Genomic DNA, 17420 nt, shown 5'->3' with positions numbered 1-17420 from the left:
GGGTTGGGTCAGATCCCGTTGCGGACGGTGGATCCCGCGATATCGGACCGTACGCCACGGGATCCGGGCCGCTTCGTCTCCGGCTGCGCTGCCTGGCCGTGCGCCAAGGGCTCGGCGCGCAGCCGGCAGCGGGGCGGGGGAGCCGAAGGGGCACGGGCGGCGGGCACTGGCCCCCGTCGACGGGGGCTGGACGGTGCTGCACTCACGGCGCGATCGGGCGCCGGCGCCGGCCGGGGCCGTGGCAACGTCACGCAGGGACGTGGAGCGGCGGATGCTCGAGCACGCGCGGCTTGTACTCGACCAGCTGGGTACGCCCGTCGAAGGTGCGGTGATCGATCATCTCCAGGGCCACGTCCGGATAGCCGTCGTAGATGCGTTCCTCGCCCGTGGCTCCGGTGATCACCGGGAACATCACGACCCGGAAGCGGTCGACGAGTCCGGCTCGTAGCAGGGACCGACACAGGCTGAGGCTGCCGATCGTGCTGAGGAGCCCCGAGCCACTCGACTTCATGGCGCGGACCGCCTCGACGGCGTCGTCGCGGACGAGCGCGGAGTTGGCCCACGTCAGTGGCTCCTCGAGCGAGGAGGAGAACACCACCTTGGACGCTTGCGTGAGCTCGTCCACGGATGCCTCTTCCTCGGGCCTGAACTCGTCTTGGCCAGCCGGGACCTCACCTGCAGCGAAGCCCGACATCAGGCGGTAGGTGTTCGCTCCCATCAGGTAGGTGGCCTCGGGCTGCTCGCCGAGCCACGCGAGGTACTCCGGACCCTCCAGCCCCCAAAACCCGGGCCAACCCTCTCCCGATGCGTAGCCGTCGAGGGAGGTGATGAAGTCGACGAGAAGCTCCGACATGGCGGTTTCCTTTCTTAGGCTGTCACGAGCTTGGACCGTCCGGGAGCCACAAACTCATCGGCCGCGCCGTGGAGTAACGAGAAGACCCATGACGCCGCGCCGAACAGGTCGGCGGAGCGGCGAAGCGCGAGCTCAGGATCCCGTGGGGTGCCCGGCGGGGGAGTGCTCCGCTTTCATGTCACCATGCATCCACGAGGCACCCAGCATCCGCTCCGCTCACCCGTCACCCGGTCCTGGCGCGCTGAAGGATCGCCCAGACGTCCTCCTCGAACCGTAGGCGTCGGACGAGCAAGCGCCGGTACGTGACAGGGAAGACGAACGTGGCTCGGGCCCCCGTGCGGTGTTTCACATCGACCATCACCGCCGTGTCCAGCCGGGGCAACTGCCTCACCAGGAGCGGGAGAATCCAACCCCATGTGCGCGAATCGACAGCGTTCCCATACACCAGAGCGGCACACTGGTTCGTTCCCAGCTTCTCCCCCAGGGCACCGGAGAACGATCGGGCGGACCGAGGACCGTCCCAGTCGACGTGCTGGCTCAGTTCGCCGGAGTCGACCTGTACCACGACGTCATCGTCGCCGTGCCCGAGTGTGAGCCACTGCAGCCGGACGCCTCTGCGACGGGTCCAAGCCCTGGGAACGACCCGCACGACCGTCTCAAGGATGCGGATGTAGTCCGCGCGCACGTGAGCCGGAAGGGAGTTGAGTTCGGCCAGGATTGCCTCGCCCTGCGCTGTCATGCACGCCCTCGACGTGGTGTGATCGCGACTGGTGGAAGGGTAACGCAGCTCTGGCCTCGCAGCGTTGAGCGGCCAGTGCTATCTCCACAAGTGCACATGGATACGCATCAGCCCGGACGTAGCGGTTCGCTCCAATGCCTCAAAGGACGACCCCGTAATGCCGGAATACTGGCAACAAGCATCGGCTGGAGTCATTTTCAACGGCTGAGGATGAGAAGTACCTGCTGCGGGACATCAGTTGGCGAGGCGGCGTACAGCCTCCAGGAGGGCGTCGACGTCGTGCTCGGTTGTGGAGAACGAGGTGACGAAGCGGCAGACACCCGGCTCCCAGCGGTCGTGGTAGAAGGTGAATCCTTCGGCCAGGATCTGGTCGATGACCGGCTGGGGCAGGCGGCAGAAGAGGATGTTCGCCTCGACGGCGTGCAGCAGTTCGACGCCGGGGATGGCCTTGAGCCCGTTGCCCAGACGTTCGGCCATGGTGTTGGCGTGGGCGGCGTTGCGTAGCCACAGGCCCTCGGTGAGGTAGGCGTCGAGCTGGGCGGACTGGAAGCGCATCTTGGAGGTGAGCTGGCCGGCGCGCTTGGCCCTGAAGGACAGTTCCGGGGTGAGGGCTCGGTCGAAGACGACGATGGCATCAGCGGTCATGGCGCCGTTCTTGGTCGCCCCGAAGGACAGGACATCGACGCCTGCCCGCCAGGTCAGCTCGGCCGGGGTGCAGCCCAGGGCGGCGACGGCGTTGGCGAAGCGGGCTCCGTCCATGTGGACGCGCAGGCCCGCCTCCTTGGCGATGCGGCTCAGCTCACGGATTTCGTGGAGGGGGTATAGGGCGCCGGTCTCGGTGGCCTGGGTGATGCTGAGCACAGAGGGCTGCACGCTGTGCACGTCGCCGGTCTTGCGTGTCGCGGCCGTGTGCAGCTCGGCAGGGTTGATCCGCGCGTCGTCGCCGGACAGGGGAACAAGCTTGGCCCCGCCTGTGAAGAACTCCGGGGCGCCGCACTCGTCGGTGTTGATGTGGCTGTCGCGGTGGCACAGCACACTGCCCCAGGGCGGGGTGAGGGCGGCCAGGCTGAGGGCATTGGCCGCGGACCCGGTGGAGACGGGCAGGATGTCGACTTCGCGTTCGAAAATTTCGGCGAAGCGGACGCGGGCGCTGGCGGTGAACGGGTCGGCGCCGTAGGGCAGATCTTGGCCGGCGGCCGCGGCGGTGACGGCCTGGACGACTTCCGGGCAGGCGCCGGCGGTGTTGTCGCTCGTGAATATCCGCTGGGACGTGGTGGAGGAGAGGACGTTCATGGGCATGGGTGTCTTTCAGGTGGTGATGGGGGAGGCGATGACGACGGTGACGTCGGCTCCCTCGGGGCCGGTGCGGTAGACGTGCGGGGCATCTCCCGCGAAGGCCAGCAGGTCGCCGGGGTGGAGGTCGATGGGGGCGTCGACGGGTCCGGCAGTGAGGTGACCGGAGGCGACGAGCAGGTGCTCAATGGTGCCGGTCGCGTGCGGCACACCGTCCAGGTGTGTTTCGGGGGGCATGCGCAGCCGCCAGATCTCCAGACTGTTGCCGCTGCTGATACGGCGTAGCAGTTCGCGGCCCACTTCGCCGTCGGCCAGGTCGGTGCCGGGTACGAACACCGGCCCCGGGTCGGTGTCGCGGGCCAGGAGGTCGGTCAATGGGATGCGCAGGGCGATCGCGAGTGCGTCGAGGGTTTCGATCGTCGGGTTTCCTCGCCCGGCCTCCAGCTTCGACAGAGTCGCCTTGCCCAGGCCCGCCCTGCGGGCCAGCTCGGCACTGCTCATGCCGCGTTGCTCGCGGCGCTGGCGGATCTGCGCGCCGACCGCGATCGCGGTGCTGCTGGCGGGCCGGCGATCTTCCGGTGGCGGCGTCATCACCGCTCCCGGTGGGTGGCGCTGTAGGAGACGCGGATGCGGCCCTTCTTGACCTTCAGTGTCGGCAGCACGACGTCGGCGAGGTCGCCGAGGCTACGCACGTGGGTTCCCCCGCACGGAGCCGAGTGCAGGTGGGCCAGGCGTACGACACGACGTCCCTCGGTGTCCTTCTCCCAAGTCACGGGCAGGTCATCAGCAATAGCCTTGGCGACTTCCGCCCTCAGGGCTTCGGTGGCCGCCTCCCTGCCTTCCGGGGTGTCCAGGCGGGCGTCTGGCGTCGGCGCGGTGAACTCGATCCGGGCTTGGCCGGGGAAGTGGTTGTTGGCCGGTTGGCCGCCACCCTGGGGGTGGAACAGACAGTGCTCGACCGCCACCCACGCCGCGTCGTCGTGCTCGCCTGTTGCAGCGACCTTGGTCTGGGCCTGCTCCTCGTATGTGTCCGCGTAGTAGGCGGGGGTCTGCATGCCACCCTCACTATGGTCGATGAACTCTACGTTCACTATAACGAACGCTGTGATCGCCATCCAGACGCCCCGGCATCCAACCGCGAGGTTCGAGACCGAATGCCAACAGTCATGACCATGGCGGTCGCGGCGTCGGTGTCCCCCCTGGGCCACTACGTGCCCTTCGGGGAGGGGAGGTGGCTAACCACCGACGCGTGGTGAGCATCGGTTCGGGCATGGTTCACGTCACGGTGGATGCCTTACCCAGAGTCAGCCTGGCCGGTGTCCACCCGCGCGGTGCCCACCCTGTTGCCGTCGCTGACGGCGTCGACCTGGTCGTCATCGGCACCCCGGTACGCCGCAGTGGCCGGGGGGAGAGCTCCAGTACCACCATGGCTACTGCACGCGCGCCGAAACGTCCGGGACTGCGAGACCCGGCCAGGGTTCCCCCGGATGCCGGTGCACCGCATCCGGCAACAGCGCTGCGCGCAGGCTGGGTCCAGCAGACGTTTGTCAGACAGTCCCGAGGAAGCCCGGTGCCGGGAGCCCCATCTGCTGGCAGAAGTCCTGGCTCATGGTGAGGAGTTCAGCCATAGGGGCTGGTGCGCGCGTGGTTGTTGCGAGATTCTCCTGGGCTTCGTTTGACCAGAGGAAGGGATAGACCGTAATCCCCTCAGTAGGCGGGAGGTTGGCGATTTCCTGTCGCCAGCCGGGCCGGCGCAACCCTCCATAGAAGTGGGCCAGCCGGTCGGAGAGAGTCCAGGTCAGCCAGGTTTCGTAGCCCATGTCCATGGCCTCCCGCTCCAGGGAATCTGGAGCGAAATACGTCATCTGTCCGGGTGCTCCGGGACGCCCGGCCGCGGCCGGATCGTGGGTGTTGAGTGCGAAGACGCCCCCGAGCACGTCCTGTCCGACCACGAGACCGTCCTGCGGGCGCCAGGTCGGGTCGACGGTGGCGGGAAAACGGTTCACCGCAGCAAGAATCGGCAGGGTGGTCTTCAGATGCGAAGACCTGCCCCGGAAGATGCGCAGCCAGCCTCCATCCAGCACCAGGCCTCCACAATGGAGGACCATCGCGCCGGTGATCAGTCCTGGGACCTGCTGGATTGGGGCAGTCCGGCGTGCTCGTCACCTCAGCGAGCGTGAGGCGACCGCCCTCCACCCCGGGGACGTAGTTGCAGATCGTGTTTCTGGAGAGGTCGAGGAGCTTCGCGATACAGCGAGCAACAGACCTCGCCGTCAAGAGGCGAACGGCCATACGTTGCAAGAACCTGATGAGCGCAGCACAGCTGTGCTCATCAGGCCCTGGTGTTGCTTGTGCCCAAGTGGTCAGGTGGGGTGGTCAGGAGGGACGTGTGGATGCTTCGAGGTCGTTCAGTGCCGCGGTGAAGTCGTCGAGCATCGGGCGCAGGTGCTGCTGGTCGAGGGCGACGAGGCCGTCGGTGTGCGCGCCGCCGGGAACGGTTGTGTAGCGGTGCAGGTGGGCGCGGCCGGCGTCGGTGACCATGCGGTGGTAGGCGTCACCGAAGGTGGCGGGCGGGGTGAGAGCGTCGAGGTCACCCTGGATGCTGATGAGCGGGCGCAGGATGTTGCCGGTGAGCGCGATCCGTTTGACGGCCTTGTGTACCGCGCGGGGGCGAGAGGCGAAGTCGTAGTCGGTGTCGCAGCCGGCCCCGGTGCCTTCGGGGCACAGGGGGGTGCCTGCCTGGGCGGGCCCGTCGTAGGTGGGGTCGAGTTCCTCGCGGATCACCCGCTGGAGGAGATCCCACTGGTTTTTGTGGTGCCATTCCCACTGCCGCTCGGAGCCGGCGGGGTAGCCCGCGGCGAGCATGGCGGCGTGCGCGGAGCGGTCGCCTTCCTTGAAGCGTGGGTAGGCGCGCAGAGCTGGGGGGAGGGTGGCGAGCAGGCCGCCGTCCGTGGTGAAGGTGAGGGCGTTCCAGTCGAGTCCGCCGGTGTAGAGGTCGGGTCGGTGTTCGAGCTGCCAGCGGACGAGATACCCGCCCGCGGACAGGCCTGCCGCGTACGTGCGGTGCGGCGTGCGGCCATAGTGCTGGTCCGCCACCTTCTTTGCGGCGAGGGTGAGTTGGGTGACTCTGCGGTGCCATTCCATGATGGCGTCCCCGGGACGTACACCGTCCTTGTAGATCTCCGGGCCGGTGTTTCCCTTGTCGGTGGCCGCGTAGGCATAGCCCTTGGCGAGGACTTGATCGCTGATGATGCGGTCATTGGCGTACTGCTCGCGCAGTCCCGGCGGCCCCGCGACGACGAGCCCTCCGTTCCAGTCGTCGGGCAGCCGGATGACGAACTGGCTGTCGTGATTCCAGCCGTGGTTGGTGTTGGTGGTGGAGGTGTCGGGGAAGTAGCCGTCGATCTGGACGCCGGGAACCCCGGACGGGATCGTGGTACCCGGGGCCTCCAGGCCCGCCCAGTCGGCGGGATCGGTGTGCCCGGTCAGGCGTGTGCCCGTGGTCGTCAGATCGGCGAGGTCGGCGGTGACGGTGTACTCGGCGCCGGGGACCTTGAGGTCGGCAGGGCCGGTCCGGGCGGCCGCAGGAACGGCCAAAAACGGTGCCATCAGCAAGGACACGATGGCCGCAGAGCGAAGGTGCATAGGTCCTCATCTCTCGGTGGTGACGCCGAGAAATCTAGAAATCGCAAGTCCCCGCGGAGAAGTACGAGAAGGCATGCAGGGGCGCAGCCGGAGGGCACATGACCTTCGGCCACACCTCGCATCCTCTTGCTGCGCCTGATGTGGATCCGCCACCGCACCCGCGTACGCTCACCGCCCCCGCGTGCGCAGGGAACGGCCGAGGAGGCGCGAGGCCGCGCTTCCCGTGCGCTGGATGTCGTGCGGCCGGGAAGCCGCGCCTGTCAACAGGGCTCTCACTCATGGGAATTGTTGGGACTTCCGGGAGTGGCGCTGTTGTGTGGTGGGCCTACGGTCAGGTCAGCGCCACGTCTTGGCGCGAGGGTCGCCTGTGCGAGCCGGGGAGGAGCGTATGGGGGAGGCGATAGGCGGGGACGGACCTCGTCCATGAACTGGCGTAGTTCTACGACAATTTGGACGCCCTTGTCGAGCACGGTGTGGTGGACATCGAACCTGTCTCCAGTCACCCCGAAGGGTCGGTGATCGACACGCCCATTGCGAGGTGGGTTGGCTCCACGGGCACGTCGCGCGACCTGCCAGTGGTGCGGGGCCGCGGGCAAGCAAGGCAGAGCAGGTGTGTGCGCAGGATCCCGAGTCGCGGTGGACCGGCGTGGAGGGTGAGCGGGCGAGGCTGGGCTGGGCTCTGCGAGGGGCGATGAAGGTCAGCGGTTGTCGTCGAGGGGGAGATTCAGGTGGTCGGCCACACTGGACAGAGCTGCTCCCAGCGGGAGCGCGACGCGAGTGAGGGCGTGCCGGTCGCCCCGGGTGGCATCCCGGTTGACGATGAGTACCGGTGTGGAAGCCTGGGATGCCTGGCGGACGAACCGGAGGCCGGACATCACGGTGAGCGAGGAGCCCAGGACCAGCAGCGATGTCGCTTCCCGGACCAGCTGTCGGCACTGTTCGACGCGCGGTGGGGGGACGGATTCACCGAAGAAGACGACGTCCGGTTTGAGGATGCCGCCGCAGTTCACGCAGGGCATCACGCGGAAGTCCCCGACCTGTGCGTCGGTGAGGTCGGCATCGCCGTCTGGATTGATGCCGGCCGCCACCGGCTCGAAGCCGGCATTGGCCTCCTCCAGACGCAGGGCGAGTGCACGGCGTGAGCTGACGGCCCCGCAGGACAGGCAGATGATCCGTTCCAGGCTGCCATGCAGCTCGACGACGTCGTCGCTGCCTGCGGCCTGGTGCAGGCCGTCGACGTTCTGGGTGATCACACCCTTGAGCAGTCCGTGCCGCTCGAACGCGGCGACGGCCCGGTGGCCGTCGTTGGGGCGGGCACGGCCGAAGGTGCGCCAGCCGAGATGGCTGCGGGCCCAGTACCGGCGGCGTGCCTGGGCACTGGCAGTGAATTCCTGGTACGTCATCGGTGTGTGCCGGCCGAGGCTGCCGCCCTCGCCCCGGTAGTCGGGGATGCCCGACTCCGTGGAGAGGCCCGCTCCGCTGAGTACCAGCACACCGCCGGTGCTCAGGGCATCGACGACCGGTGCCAAATCCGTGGTCCCGGGCGGCAGGTCCTCGGCAGGAGCCCAGCTCAGGGTGGGGCGCATGCGCATGCCGCCAGGATACGGAATCCGTGACCGCACGGCCCTCGCAGCCAGGCCAGGACCACGTGGACTGCGAGGCGCACGCACGGTGGGATGACGAGAGCGAGCCCAGCCGTCTGCATGCGGGTCGTCACAGGCGCCCGACCGGCAACCCAGAAGCGCGCCCAGTTCACCGCAAGGCCCACCGGGCGCATAGCGCCAGTTGCAGCGCGTGGCGGATACCGCACGCTGAGGTGTGACGCCAGCCCGCTGGCGAACGCCTGCACTCCTGATCAGTCATGCCCACAGCCAGGTGCTGTCACCGACACCGGGGCCGTGGCGCCCCGCGCAAGTCCACCTTTCGAGGGTGCGCGCTTCGCTGAAGCCGGGGGCCGCCAGCTGTGAGCACCTGGCAGAGCGGGCCTTGCCCGGCCACCCCGACGACCCCACCCAGGGACTGCCCGCCTACGGCTAACCGGCTGCATCGCTGGAAGTGCACGCAGCGTCAAGGTGGCGTACGCGTAAGGGAGGGTGGCTGGCCCTGCTCGGGCGTAGCGTTCCGGTCTGCTTCGGCACTCGTGCCGGCGCGAGTTGCGAGGTGAGGGCGCAGGGCGCTTCCTCAGCGACGCGACGTCGTCTCGCAAACGCGCTCGGCAATTCCTGGCACCGAGAAAGGTGAACACATGAGCCCTCGTCATGATGCGGCCCAGCACGCGACCCCTGCCCCTGCCGAACCCGCGGAGCGCCACGGCCTTGCGGGCGCGACCTGGGGCACCGCGGTGAAGGCGACGGTGCACTGCTTGGCCGGTTGTCTGCTGGGGGAGGTCCTCGGCATGGTCATCGGCACGGCGTTGGGCTGGGGCAATGTGCAGACCATGGTCCTGGCGATCACACTGGCCTTTGTATTCGGGTACTCCTTCACGCTCATCGCCGTCGTCCGTGCCGGCCTCGGTCTCACAGCCGCGTTGCAGGTCGCACTGGCGGCCGACACGGTCTCCATCGCTGTTATGGAGCTGGTCGACAACGCCATCATCGCCCTGACTCCGGGGGCCATGGACGCCCATCTGACGGACGGACTGTTCTGGGGCGCTCTCCTGGGCGGCTTCGCGGTTGCGTTCCTGATCACCACGCCGGTCAACAAGTGGATGATCGGCGGTGGTCGGGGTCATGCAGTGGTCCATGCCCATCACTGACCTCATCGCCCGGCCGCGGCGGGGGTGGCTCGTGCACAGTGAACGATTGCGCCCGCCGGTTGCAGGCTGCGTATGGAATGGCGCCGCGCGGGTGGCGGCCCGGTGCCTCGTTCCCGGCGGGTGAGGGAGGGCCCGCACAACCCCTCTCGACCGGGACACCAGCTCCTGGCGGACACCCCCGCCCTGCCAGGTGTCCTCCTCCCACGCGTCAGAGACGGCCTCCGGCGTGGTGGCGGGCAGGGCGAGCGGGCGCAGCACCTTGCGCTGCACCGTTTTGACGCCCGTACTTACCGCCTATGCACGGCGCGGGCACCCCGGAACCAGGCGCCCTACCAGGGGCCTGGGGTGTACTCACACCGCCCCGCGCGTACATCACGGTGAGGCGCTGAGTGCCGTCAGATCCGTCAGAGGCACAGCACCACCCAGGGTCACGCTGACAGAGGCCGCTGCCGCCCCAGGTTTTAGCTGTGGCCGAGTTGGGCGAGGGCCGCGTCGAGCATGTCGGCGAAGAAGTCCGCAGCGGTTGAGTCGATGCACAGGGGTGGCTTGATCTTCAGGATGTTGAGGTGATCTCCGGTGGGCTGGACGATGACGCCGAGGTCGAGCATGCGGTCGCAGAGTTCGGCGGTCTCTTCGGTGGCGGGCTCCAAGGTGGCGCGGTCCCTGACGAGTTCGAGGCCGAGGTAGAGGCCCGACCCGTGTACGGCGCCGATGATGCCGTAGCGGTCGGCCAGTGCCTCGAGCCGGCGCTTGAGATGGCCGCCGACACGTGCCGCGTTGCCCTGGAGATCCTCGTCGCGCAGGGTGTCCAGGACGGTGAGGCCGACGATGCTGGAGACTGGGCTGCCACCGGTGGAGGAGAAGAAGTAGCCCTGCTCGCGGTACCGTTCGGCCACCTCCTTGGAGGTGATGACGGCACCGAGGGGGTGTCCGTTGCCCATGGCTTTGGCGACGCAGACGATGTCGGGCACGACCCCTTGCTGCTCGAAGCCCCAGAACCAGTGGCCCAGGCGGCCGTAGCCGACTTGGACTTCGTCGGCTACGGCGAGGCCGCCGTGGCGACGCAGTGCCGCGTACACCCCGGCGAGGTAGCCGTCGGGCAGGGCGACGCCTCCGGCGTTGCCGTAGTAGGTCTCGGCGATGAATGCGCCTGCCGGGCGGCCGGAAGCGGCCAGCTCGTCGATTACCGCGACGGCCTCGGGTGCGTAGCGGACGGCGTCCGTGCCGCGGTGCCGGCCCCGGTAGGCATTGGGAGAGTCCACGGTGTGCACCCAACTGGGGCGGGTGGCGAGGGCGTTCGGGTTGTCCTGCAATGAGGTGGACACTGCGTCGGAGGCGTACGTCCAGCCGTGGTAGGCCTCTCGCAGGGCGACGACATCGTGCTGCCCTGAGGCCCCGATCGCCAGCCGCAGGCCCAGATCCACCGCCTCGGAACCTGAGTTGACGAGAAACACCGTGTCCAGGGGCTCGGGAAGCAGGCCGGCGAGGCGTTCGGTGAACTCCACCACCGAGGAGTAGTGGAACCGCGAGTTGGTGTTGAGCCGCCGCAACTGCCGGGAAACCGCCTGCTCGACCCGAGGGTGGGCGTGACCCAACGGCGTGACGTTGTTGACGATGTCCAGGTATGCACGGCCCTCGGTGGACAGCAGAAAGTGGCGCCAACCACGCTCGATTTGGGGAGGGTTGGCGTAGTAGTGCCCCTGCACGGTGGCGAACACGGCGTCGCGCCGGTCGAGCAGGTCCCTCTCGCGGGGACGGTCGCAGTCGGCCGGGAGGTCGAGGAGGGGAGCGGGGTCGGCGGTGAGCGCGAGCCAGCCGGGGGCGTACTCGTGCCGGACCAGGCGTGGAATGTCAGGGCCGTCGGCAGCGCGCAGCGCGACGTGGACGGTGGTGCCGGAGTCGAGGCGGGCGAGCTCCTCGCCCGCCTGCACTGTCGCACCGGTGCTGACCACGGGCCGGTCTTCGGGGGCGAGGGAGAGCGACAGAACCTGCGTGCCGTAGGTGAGTTCGATGCGGCCCGGGGCCGCGGCGAGGACCCTGCCCGCGGCGGGCGCTTGGAGCGCGGCATCCCGGCCGACCCAGATGTTCATTCCGGTGGACACCGTGGGGGTCGACACCGCGGACAGCGCCTGAGTCCGGGTGAGCTGCGTACGGGCGTACCGGGTGGCGACAGCGGCCGCTCCGTCCGCGAGCGCTGAGGCAGCCAGCCGCTCCTCGGTGCCGGCGTCCGTCCAGGCTCCGAGGTCCATGGACTCGGCGTCGGGGGAGAGGTCGAGGAGGGTGATGTCGTCGGCGGCAAGGCCTCGCAGGAGAGGGCGTATTGGCGCATCGGCCTGTGCGGTCCGGGCAGATACGTCTGCCGTGCCGGTCGCATCCCTGACGAGGCGGACCATCACCGGCAGGGGGAGCGAGGTGGCCTGTTCGAATATGCGCCATTCGCGGTCCAGGGCGGACGTGGCGTAGGCGTTGTCCTCGTCGACAGCGGCTTGCTGCCGCCCACTGACCACCAGGACGGCGGCGCGCAGGATCACCAGCGGCCACAACGCCTCCGCCTCCTCGCGGGACAGCGGCCGGACGGCGTGGAATGCGCGCACGGCCGGCAGCACATGGTGAGGCTCGAGACCGTCATGGTGAAGCAGCGAGGACAGTGTCACGGCCAGTTCGCCGACCGCCCAGCTCGTGGTCACGTCACCGAAGTCGATCACCCCGTCCGGTAGGGGCGGAAGGGTGCCGGGAGAGCGGATCAGGTTGTCGTCGGTCAGGTCCAGGTGCACGGCCTGCGACGGCAATGCGGCGGCAAGGTCGTGGACGTGTGCCCAAGCCTCGGCGGTCGCGTCCTGAACGGCGGCACGCCGGTCGGGCTCGTCGATGAATCCGGCGAGCTTGTCGACGACGCGATCGGCGTGCTGCGGGTCCCACTGGAGCACGCGGTCGAGCCCCGGGTGCCGGAAGCCGCACAGGGCAGTGCTCACCTTCCCGGCGATCGTGCCCATGGCCGCCACGCTGGCCGGTGACAGGTGCCGAGGTCCGGAAAGGGTGCCGCCAGGCAGGTAGTGCAGCAGGCGCGCGATGGCCGGACCGGTCTGGGTGTCCACCGTGGTGCGACGTGGAGAGCCGTCAGGATCGCGCAGGACCGTGGCGATGCGCAGTTGCGGGTGGGCCGCGGTGACCAGGTCGGCTGCCGTGTCCTGGGCGTCGATCTCCGTGTCGCTGAAAGCGGGGTTGGCGATCTTCAGAACCGCCGTGGGCGTCCCATCGCCGGCATACAGCAGAAAGTTGGCGTCCTGCTGGCTGCCCAGCGCCTGCGCGCGAGCGGTGATACCGAGGCGCTCGGCGGCGATGCGCTCCGCCTCGGCCGGCGCTACGCGGGGTGCGGGAAGGGCGTCCTCGGTGAAGAAGTCGATCGTGCGGGACTCGTTGGGCTGCATGCGGGGTTCCTCGGCTGGTGCGGGCGAACGGGGCTGCGAGGCTGGGCTGCTTCAGTCGACCTGCCACAGGAAGCGGTGCGTGTGGATCCCGAAGTAGGGGAAGTTCTCCACGGATGCGACTCCGTCGACGGGCCGTACGACGTCGTTGATGAAGTCCAGAAGATCCCGCGGCTGACGGCACACCACTTCCGCGAACAGGTCGAAGCCGCCGGCTGTCAGGACCGTGTACACCACTTCGTCGTGTCGGGACAGCTCGTCGGCAACCGCCCGTGGATCGCCGTCGACACGCAGACCCAGCAGGGCCATCGCCTGCTGGCCCATGGTCATCGGGTCGGTCACTCCCACGACCTGGACCGCCTTGGTATCGATCAGACGCTGCAACCGAAGCCGCGCGGCCGAGGGCGACAGACCCACCTTCGGCCCCAGATCGGCGTACGGGATCCTGCCGTCGACCTGCAGCTCCCGCAGGATGGCCCGGTCGATCTCATCCATGCCACACCTTTCCGCCCACGCAAACGCAGACACTGCGCTTGTATCAAGCACCATGGCTGATAGAGGCGCTTGATTCAAGTGTGGCGGCGATTGAATCGAGCGATGCGCCGCGTACGAGTCATCCTGAGCGTTGTGGAGTCCGGTCGCTCCCGGTCCTACCGGCATTTCCAGCCGGTGCCGATTGGAGATCACCCAGATGTGGGCCGACCGTGGCAAAAGCCCCACTGCCTCATGCGCAAAGAAGCCCTCCCGCTAGAGCGCGACATCGCGATCCGCGCCAAGGCGAGCTGGTAGGCAGTCTCCGCCGTTTCGGCCTCGGCGAGGCGGGGGGCAAGGCACTGCCGAGCCAGTGCGGCTGATCCATCGCTGGGTGCTGACTCGTGCGTCTCCTGGCGTGTGAAGGAGAGTCCAGAGGTGATGAGCACCGCGCCGAACACGTTGAAGGGCCCTTGCGCAGGCCCTTCCCGGCGGGCCCGTGCTGCGATGGCACCCACGGTGGGCACCTGCTCGATCCAGCGCCCAGTGGGGTCTGCGGCGGCATGTGCCCGCCGGTTGGGATCTGGGGGCACACAGGCGTCGGCCTGCCCGAGCAGGATCCGGGCGGGCCGACGCTCTGCACACGCGGCTGGCAGCAGGCCCTACATGCCGCGGCTGTCGTGTTCGTCGTCGATGCCGTCGGTGTCGATCTCCTCCTTGCGGACCTGGCCCCGGACCGTTTCCTCGTCGGTGTGTTCCTCGGTCGTCATGCGTACCCGCTCCACCGGGACGGTCTCGGTCTCCACCACGGGGCGTTCCTCGTGCAGGGTGACCTCGTGCTCGGCCTCGCTGATGTCGGGCCCGGACAGGGCCGCATCGCGGTTGTCGTCCGTTATCGGCTCGCGCTCGACGCGGACTTCTTCGCGGTGCACGGGAACGGTCTGCTGCACCTCTTCCGTGACGACGTACTTGCGCAGCCGGGCCCGGCCCGCCTCCTGGCGCTCGGTGCCCACGTGCATGTGCTCCTCCGAGCGCGTCATGGCGTCATCGCCACCCGTGCCGGAGGACATGCCTGGCCCCGCGGAGGTACTGGTCGTCCCGGCCTGTCCGGTGTGGGCCCAGCCGGCCTCGCCGGGCTGGTTGGCCTGCTCCCAGGCCTCGTCCCAGGCGATGCCGTAGTGCTCGTACAGCCGGTGCTCCTCCTCTTCGGAGAGGTGCCCGCCGGCGTCGACGTCGACGTTGGGCGCGTCCTTGACCTTGTCCTTGGGGTAGGGCACATCCAGGTGGTCCTCCACCACCGACGCCTCGCGAATCGGCACGAACGACTCGTTCATGCCGAACAGGCCGGTCTTGACACTCACCCACTCCGGGCGGCCGGTGACATCGTCGAGGAAGACGTGCTTCGCCTCACCGATCTTGTTGCCGTCGGCGTCGTAAACCGGGTGGTCCATCACGGTCGGGATCTGCTCCTGGGTGATCACAGGGACCTCATCCTTTCTCAGTCGCGCTCGGCTAACCCTGCACGGGTGCACCATCCCAAAGGCGCCCAAACTGGCTTATTACGTCCGATAAAGGGTCTTCTCCTGTGGCGCCGTGCAGGTCGACGGGAAGCACCAAGCACCCAGTAAGGGCCGGGACCGCCCACGGCGCAGAGCCAGCTCTCATCATGCCGAGATCGGTGGGTGGAGGCGGCGACGCCCTACGAGATCGACCCGAGGCGTGCTCCCGGCGAGCAGCCCGCCGCTGCACCCGTACACGCTGCGTGGTGGGGTCCACCGGCATGCTGCCCAGCCCGGCGGCGCGATCCGGTCTGCGACCGCGACCTTGCACTTGGTGCGGGGGATCGGGGACCGACCCGTGCCCGTCACCCCTCACCCGGCACCGTAGCTACGCCCCGCTCGGCCGGGACAGGTTCCGCCCGCGCACGAGGAGCGGCTGGGCACTTCTGTACGGGACTGTTGTGGCCGTCGAAGGGCTGGATCGGTCAGCTCCACTAGCGCAGCACAAGCCGCGGCGGCCGGTGCACCGGTGCGGCAGCGGCCAGGCCGATTGCGGCGCCCGCGGCGACGTCGGTGGGGTAGTGGGCGCCGGACTGCACGCGCTCGATGGCGACCAGGGCGGCCGGCAGGGCACACACCGCCCCGGCGGCCGGCCGGATCGGGGCAAGAGCAGCGCTGAAGGCGACGACGGCGGTGTGCCCGGAAGGGAACGATGACGACTCGGGCCGGTCGTCGACCTCATCGTGCGGGAACCACTCCTCGGGTGGCCGGTCGCGGTCGGCGAGCTGTTTGCTCAGTCCGTTGGAGACCGGCTGGGCCAGCGCCATGGCCGACATTGCGGCGGTCGCCGCCGTCCGTCCGCGCCACCCGCCGGCCGCGGCCATCACCACGGCTGCCCCGCACCACAGCTTTGTGCTCTCCTCGGCCGCCGACAACATCCTGCCGGCACCCGGCCCAATCCGGTGGGCGGCCTGCTGGGTCAGCACCCGGTCAGCATCACGAAGCCCTGCTATCACCTTCATGACCTGCAAGTGTCCGCAGCAGCGCGCCTACACTAAGATCATCCGTCTGGGCAAGTGAGGCAGGAGTTGTTCGGGCGGCGGGTGGTCGAGGAAGCCACGGGTCACTCAGAGCTGATTCCATACAAGCGTATAGCGCCAGAACAACCGTCGTCGCAGCTGTGCGCCGGGGAGGACGTTTCTGGCCTCACGGATGATGTCGGCAAAGGTCATGTCCGCTGTGCGAGTAGGGGCTGTCATGGAGATGGGCCGTTGCGAGGGATGACCTTTGTTCTTCAGCCAGCCCATGGCGGCGTTGGCCGGAATGGCGGCTACACCGAGCAGGTGGTCCACGGGGGTCTGGGCGCGAGACAGGCCGACGATCACAAGGGTCCCTCCCGGAGCAAGATGACGGCGGAACTGGGTGAGCGCCTGGGTGAACGGCAAGTGGTGGATCGTGGCGACGCACGTGATGACGTCGTAAGGGCCGGCAGGAAGCTCGGCCACTGCATCCGCGACGGTGAAGGTGACGGGGAGCCCGGGCGGCGTCAGTTTCTGGGCCTGGCTGTGATCACCGGATCGGAATCGACGGCCTGCACAGCGCAGGCTCGTTCGGCCAAGAGCCTTGCAAGATCACCACTGCCAGAACCGACGTCCAGGGCGCGGTTGAAGCGTCTCGGCAACTGCCTCAGGACCCAGCGATGGTAGTGAGCATTGTGATCCCAGGGGTAAGCGGCGTTGAACCGTTCAAGAGCCTGCAGGACGCGAGGCGACAAGATCTTCATCGCCCCAGTCCATCAAGTCCCTGCGGCACGCACACCCTGTTCCGGAACGGCGATCACTCGCTCCCGGACTGCCGGACGCAGCCAAGGAAGCGAGTTGCAGGACACCTATTCGCCCGGTCCTTTATCGTCCGCCGCGGGTGAGCCGTGCAGTGCTTCGGTAGGCAAGCAGAGCCAGTGCAGCAGCTGGCTGTTCAGGACGAAGTAATGGATGCTCAACTCCCGTTGGCCTTGTCGAGGAGGTCCGGGCCTTCTTCCTGGTGTCCTGGCCGCTAGCCTGCTCGAGCCGGTCACGCCATTCCGTGGCGTCAGCCTGTGCCGTGCTGTAGCGGTGGACACCCTCGTAGCCGCCGCTGCGGGCGCCTGCTTAGCGGCAGGAGAGAGCCACGCAGAACTGTCTTCACTTGCAGTGAACTGGCCCTGCTTGACGTCCTGAACGCCGTGTTAACAGGTGTCGCCAAGAGATACCTGGCGTCGATAGACTGTCCCCTCCTCAGTTCCAGAGGCAGACCGAGGTGGCCATGCGCCGAAGAGCTGTACTCGTCAGCGTCGTTGCCGGAGTTGGGATCGTTTACCTGCCGATCCTTTCGGCGACGGCGAACCAGGACGCTGATGACAGGGATGGGCAAGTTGGCCGGTTCGAGGTGACCGATAACCAGGGACACACCCCTTCGGCCAGCCCTCGCACCGCCCAGGAGCGCGAAGCCTGGACTCAGGACGAGACGCCCGAACAGGCGCGGAAGCGCATCGAATACCTCCAGCGGCTTGAGTCGAGTCGGCCAAGCCGTGGTCGCTAACCCGGCAATACGACACTGATGCACCGCCGGATCTCCGATGACGCGCGTCTCAACGGCGCTGCAATCGAGGTCACGTCCGCTGGAGTGGTGTATCGACGGCCACTCGGTGATCTCGTCTTTGAGGCTATGCGGTCAGTTCGGTGGGCAAGGCGGTGTCGTCGGT

The 17420-nt window shown here is 68.2% G+C and carries 13 protein-coding genes and 1 pseudogene; 1 reads left to right on the top strand and 13 read right to left on the bottom strand.

The features are described 5' to 3' along the window. Window positions 1-247: 247 nt before the first annotated feature. From ACWD1Z_RS26555 to ACWD1Z_RS26520, 8 genes are all read right to left on the bottom strand, one after another. On the bottom strand, window positions 248-853 hold the full coding sequence (locus ACWD1Z_RS26555) for a dihydrofolate reductase family protein (protein WP_451122100.1): 606 nt from the start codon (window positions 851-853) through the stop codon (window positions 248-250). Between the two features lie 223 nt (window positions 854-1076). Next, window positions 1077-1592 (bottom strand): hypothetical protein, encoded by a 516-nt coding sequence (locus ACWD1Z_RS26550; RefSeq protein WP_451122099.1) that lies wholly within the window; start codon window positions 1590-1592, stop codon window positions 1077-1079. Window positions 1593-1826: 234 nt separating this feature from the next. Continuing rightward, window positions 1827-2891 (bottom strand): threonine aldolase family protein, encoded by a 1065-nt coding sequence (locus ACWD1Z_RS26545; protein WP_451122098.1) that lies wholly within the window; start codon window positions 2889-2891, stop codon window positions 1827-1829. Window positions 2892-2900: 9 nt separating this feature from the next. Further along, a complete protein-coding gene (locus ACWD1Z_RS26540; RefSeq protein WP_451122097.1) occupies window positions 2901-3476 on the bottom strand; it encodes a helix-turn-helix domain-containing protein in 576 nt (191 codons plus the stop codon). Beyond that, window positions 3476-3940, bottom strand: a complete 465-nt coding sequence (locus ACWD1Z_RS26535; protein ID WP_451122096.1) for a hypothetical protein — start codon at window positions 3938-3940, stop codon at window positions 3476-3478. The genes ACWD1Z_RS26540 and ACWD1Z_RS26535 overlap by 1 nt, the downstream gene beginning before the upstream one ends. A gap of 492 nt (window positions 3941-4432) precedes the next feature. Continuing rightward, window positions 4433-4993 carry a DUF2625 family protein gene (locus ACWD1Z_RS26530; protein WP_451122095.1) on the bottom strand — a complete coding sequence of 187 codons (561 nt, stop codon included), beginning with the start codon at window positions 4991-4993 and terminating at the stop codon, window positions 4433-4435. A 268-nt stretch (window positions 4994-5261) separates the two neighbouring features. After that, window positions 5262-6494, bottom strand: a complete 1233-nt coding sequence (locus tag ACWD1Z_RS26525; RefSeq protein WP_451122094.1) for a tannase/feruloyl esterase family alpha/beta hydrolase — start codon at window positions 6492-6494, stop codon at window positions 5262-5264. Window positions 6495-7228: 734 nt separating this feature from the next. Beyond that, window positions 7229-8122, bottom strand: coding sequence for an NAD-dependent protein deacetylase (locus tag ACWD1Z_RS26520; protein ID WP_451122093.1), 894 nt, complete (start codon window positions 8120-8122; stop codon window positions 7229-7231). Between the two features lie 653 nt (window positions 8123-8775). On the opposite strand from ACWD1Z_RS26520, the gene ACWD1Z_RS26515 reads away from it, so the two are divergent. Further along, window positions 8776-9285 carry a DUF4396 domain-containing protein gene (locus ACWD1Z_RS26515; RefSeq protein WP_451122092.1) on the top strand — a complete coding sequence of 170 codons (510 nt, stop codon included), beginning with the start codon at window positions 8776-8778 and terminating at the stop codon, window positions 9283-9285. A gap of 461 nt (window positions 9286-9746) precedes the next feature. On the opposite strand, the gene ACWD1Z_RS26510 is transcribed toward ACWD1Z_RS26515, so the two are convergent. From ACWD1Z_RS26510 to ACWD1Z_RS26490, 5 genes and pseudogenes are all read right to left on the bottom strand, one after another. Then, complete coding sequence (locus ACWD1Z_RS26510) at window positions 9747-12713, bottom strand: aminotransferase (protein ID WP_451122091.1); 2967 nt, start codon at window positions 12711-12713, stop codon at window positions 9747-9749. Between the two features lie 51 nt (window positions 12714-12764). After that, window positions 12765-13205 (bottom strand): Lrp/AsnC family transcriptional regulator, encoded by a 441-nt coding sequence (locus ACWD1Z_RS26505; RefSeq protein WP_451122090.1) that lies wholly within the window; start codon window positions 13203-13205, stop codon window positions 12765-12767. Window positions 13206-13843: 638 nt separating this feature from the next. Then, window positions 13844-14662, bottom strand: a complete 819-nt coding sequence (locus ACWD1Z_RS26500; RefSeq protein WP_451122089.1) for a DUF2382 domain-containing protein — start codon at window positions 14660-14662, stop codon at window positions 13844-13846. Window positions 14663-15174: 512 nt separating this feature from the next. Next, on the bottom strand, window positions 15175-15702 hold the full coding sequence (locus ACWD1Z_RS26495; protein WP_451122088.1) for a phosphatase PAP2 family protein: 528 nt from the start codon (window positions 15700-15702) through the stop codon (window positions 15175-15177). Window positions 15703-15807: 105 nt separating this feature from the next. After that, window positions 15808-16463: pseudogene (locus tag ACWD1Z_RS26490) on the bottom strand (class I SAM-dependent methyltransferase). Window positions 16464-17420 lie beyond the last annotated feature (957 nt).

It is taken from the genome of Streptomyces sp. NPDC002784 (assembly GCF_053592135.1).
This window is presented reverse-complemented; position numbering and strand designations above follow the sequence as displayed.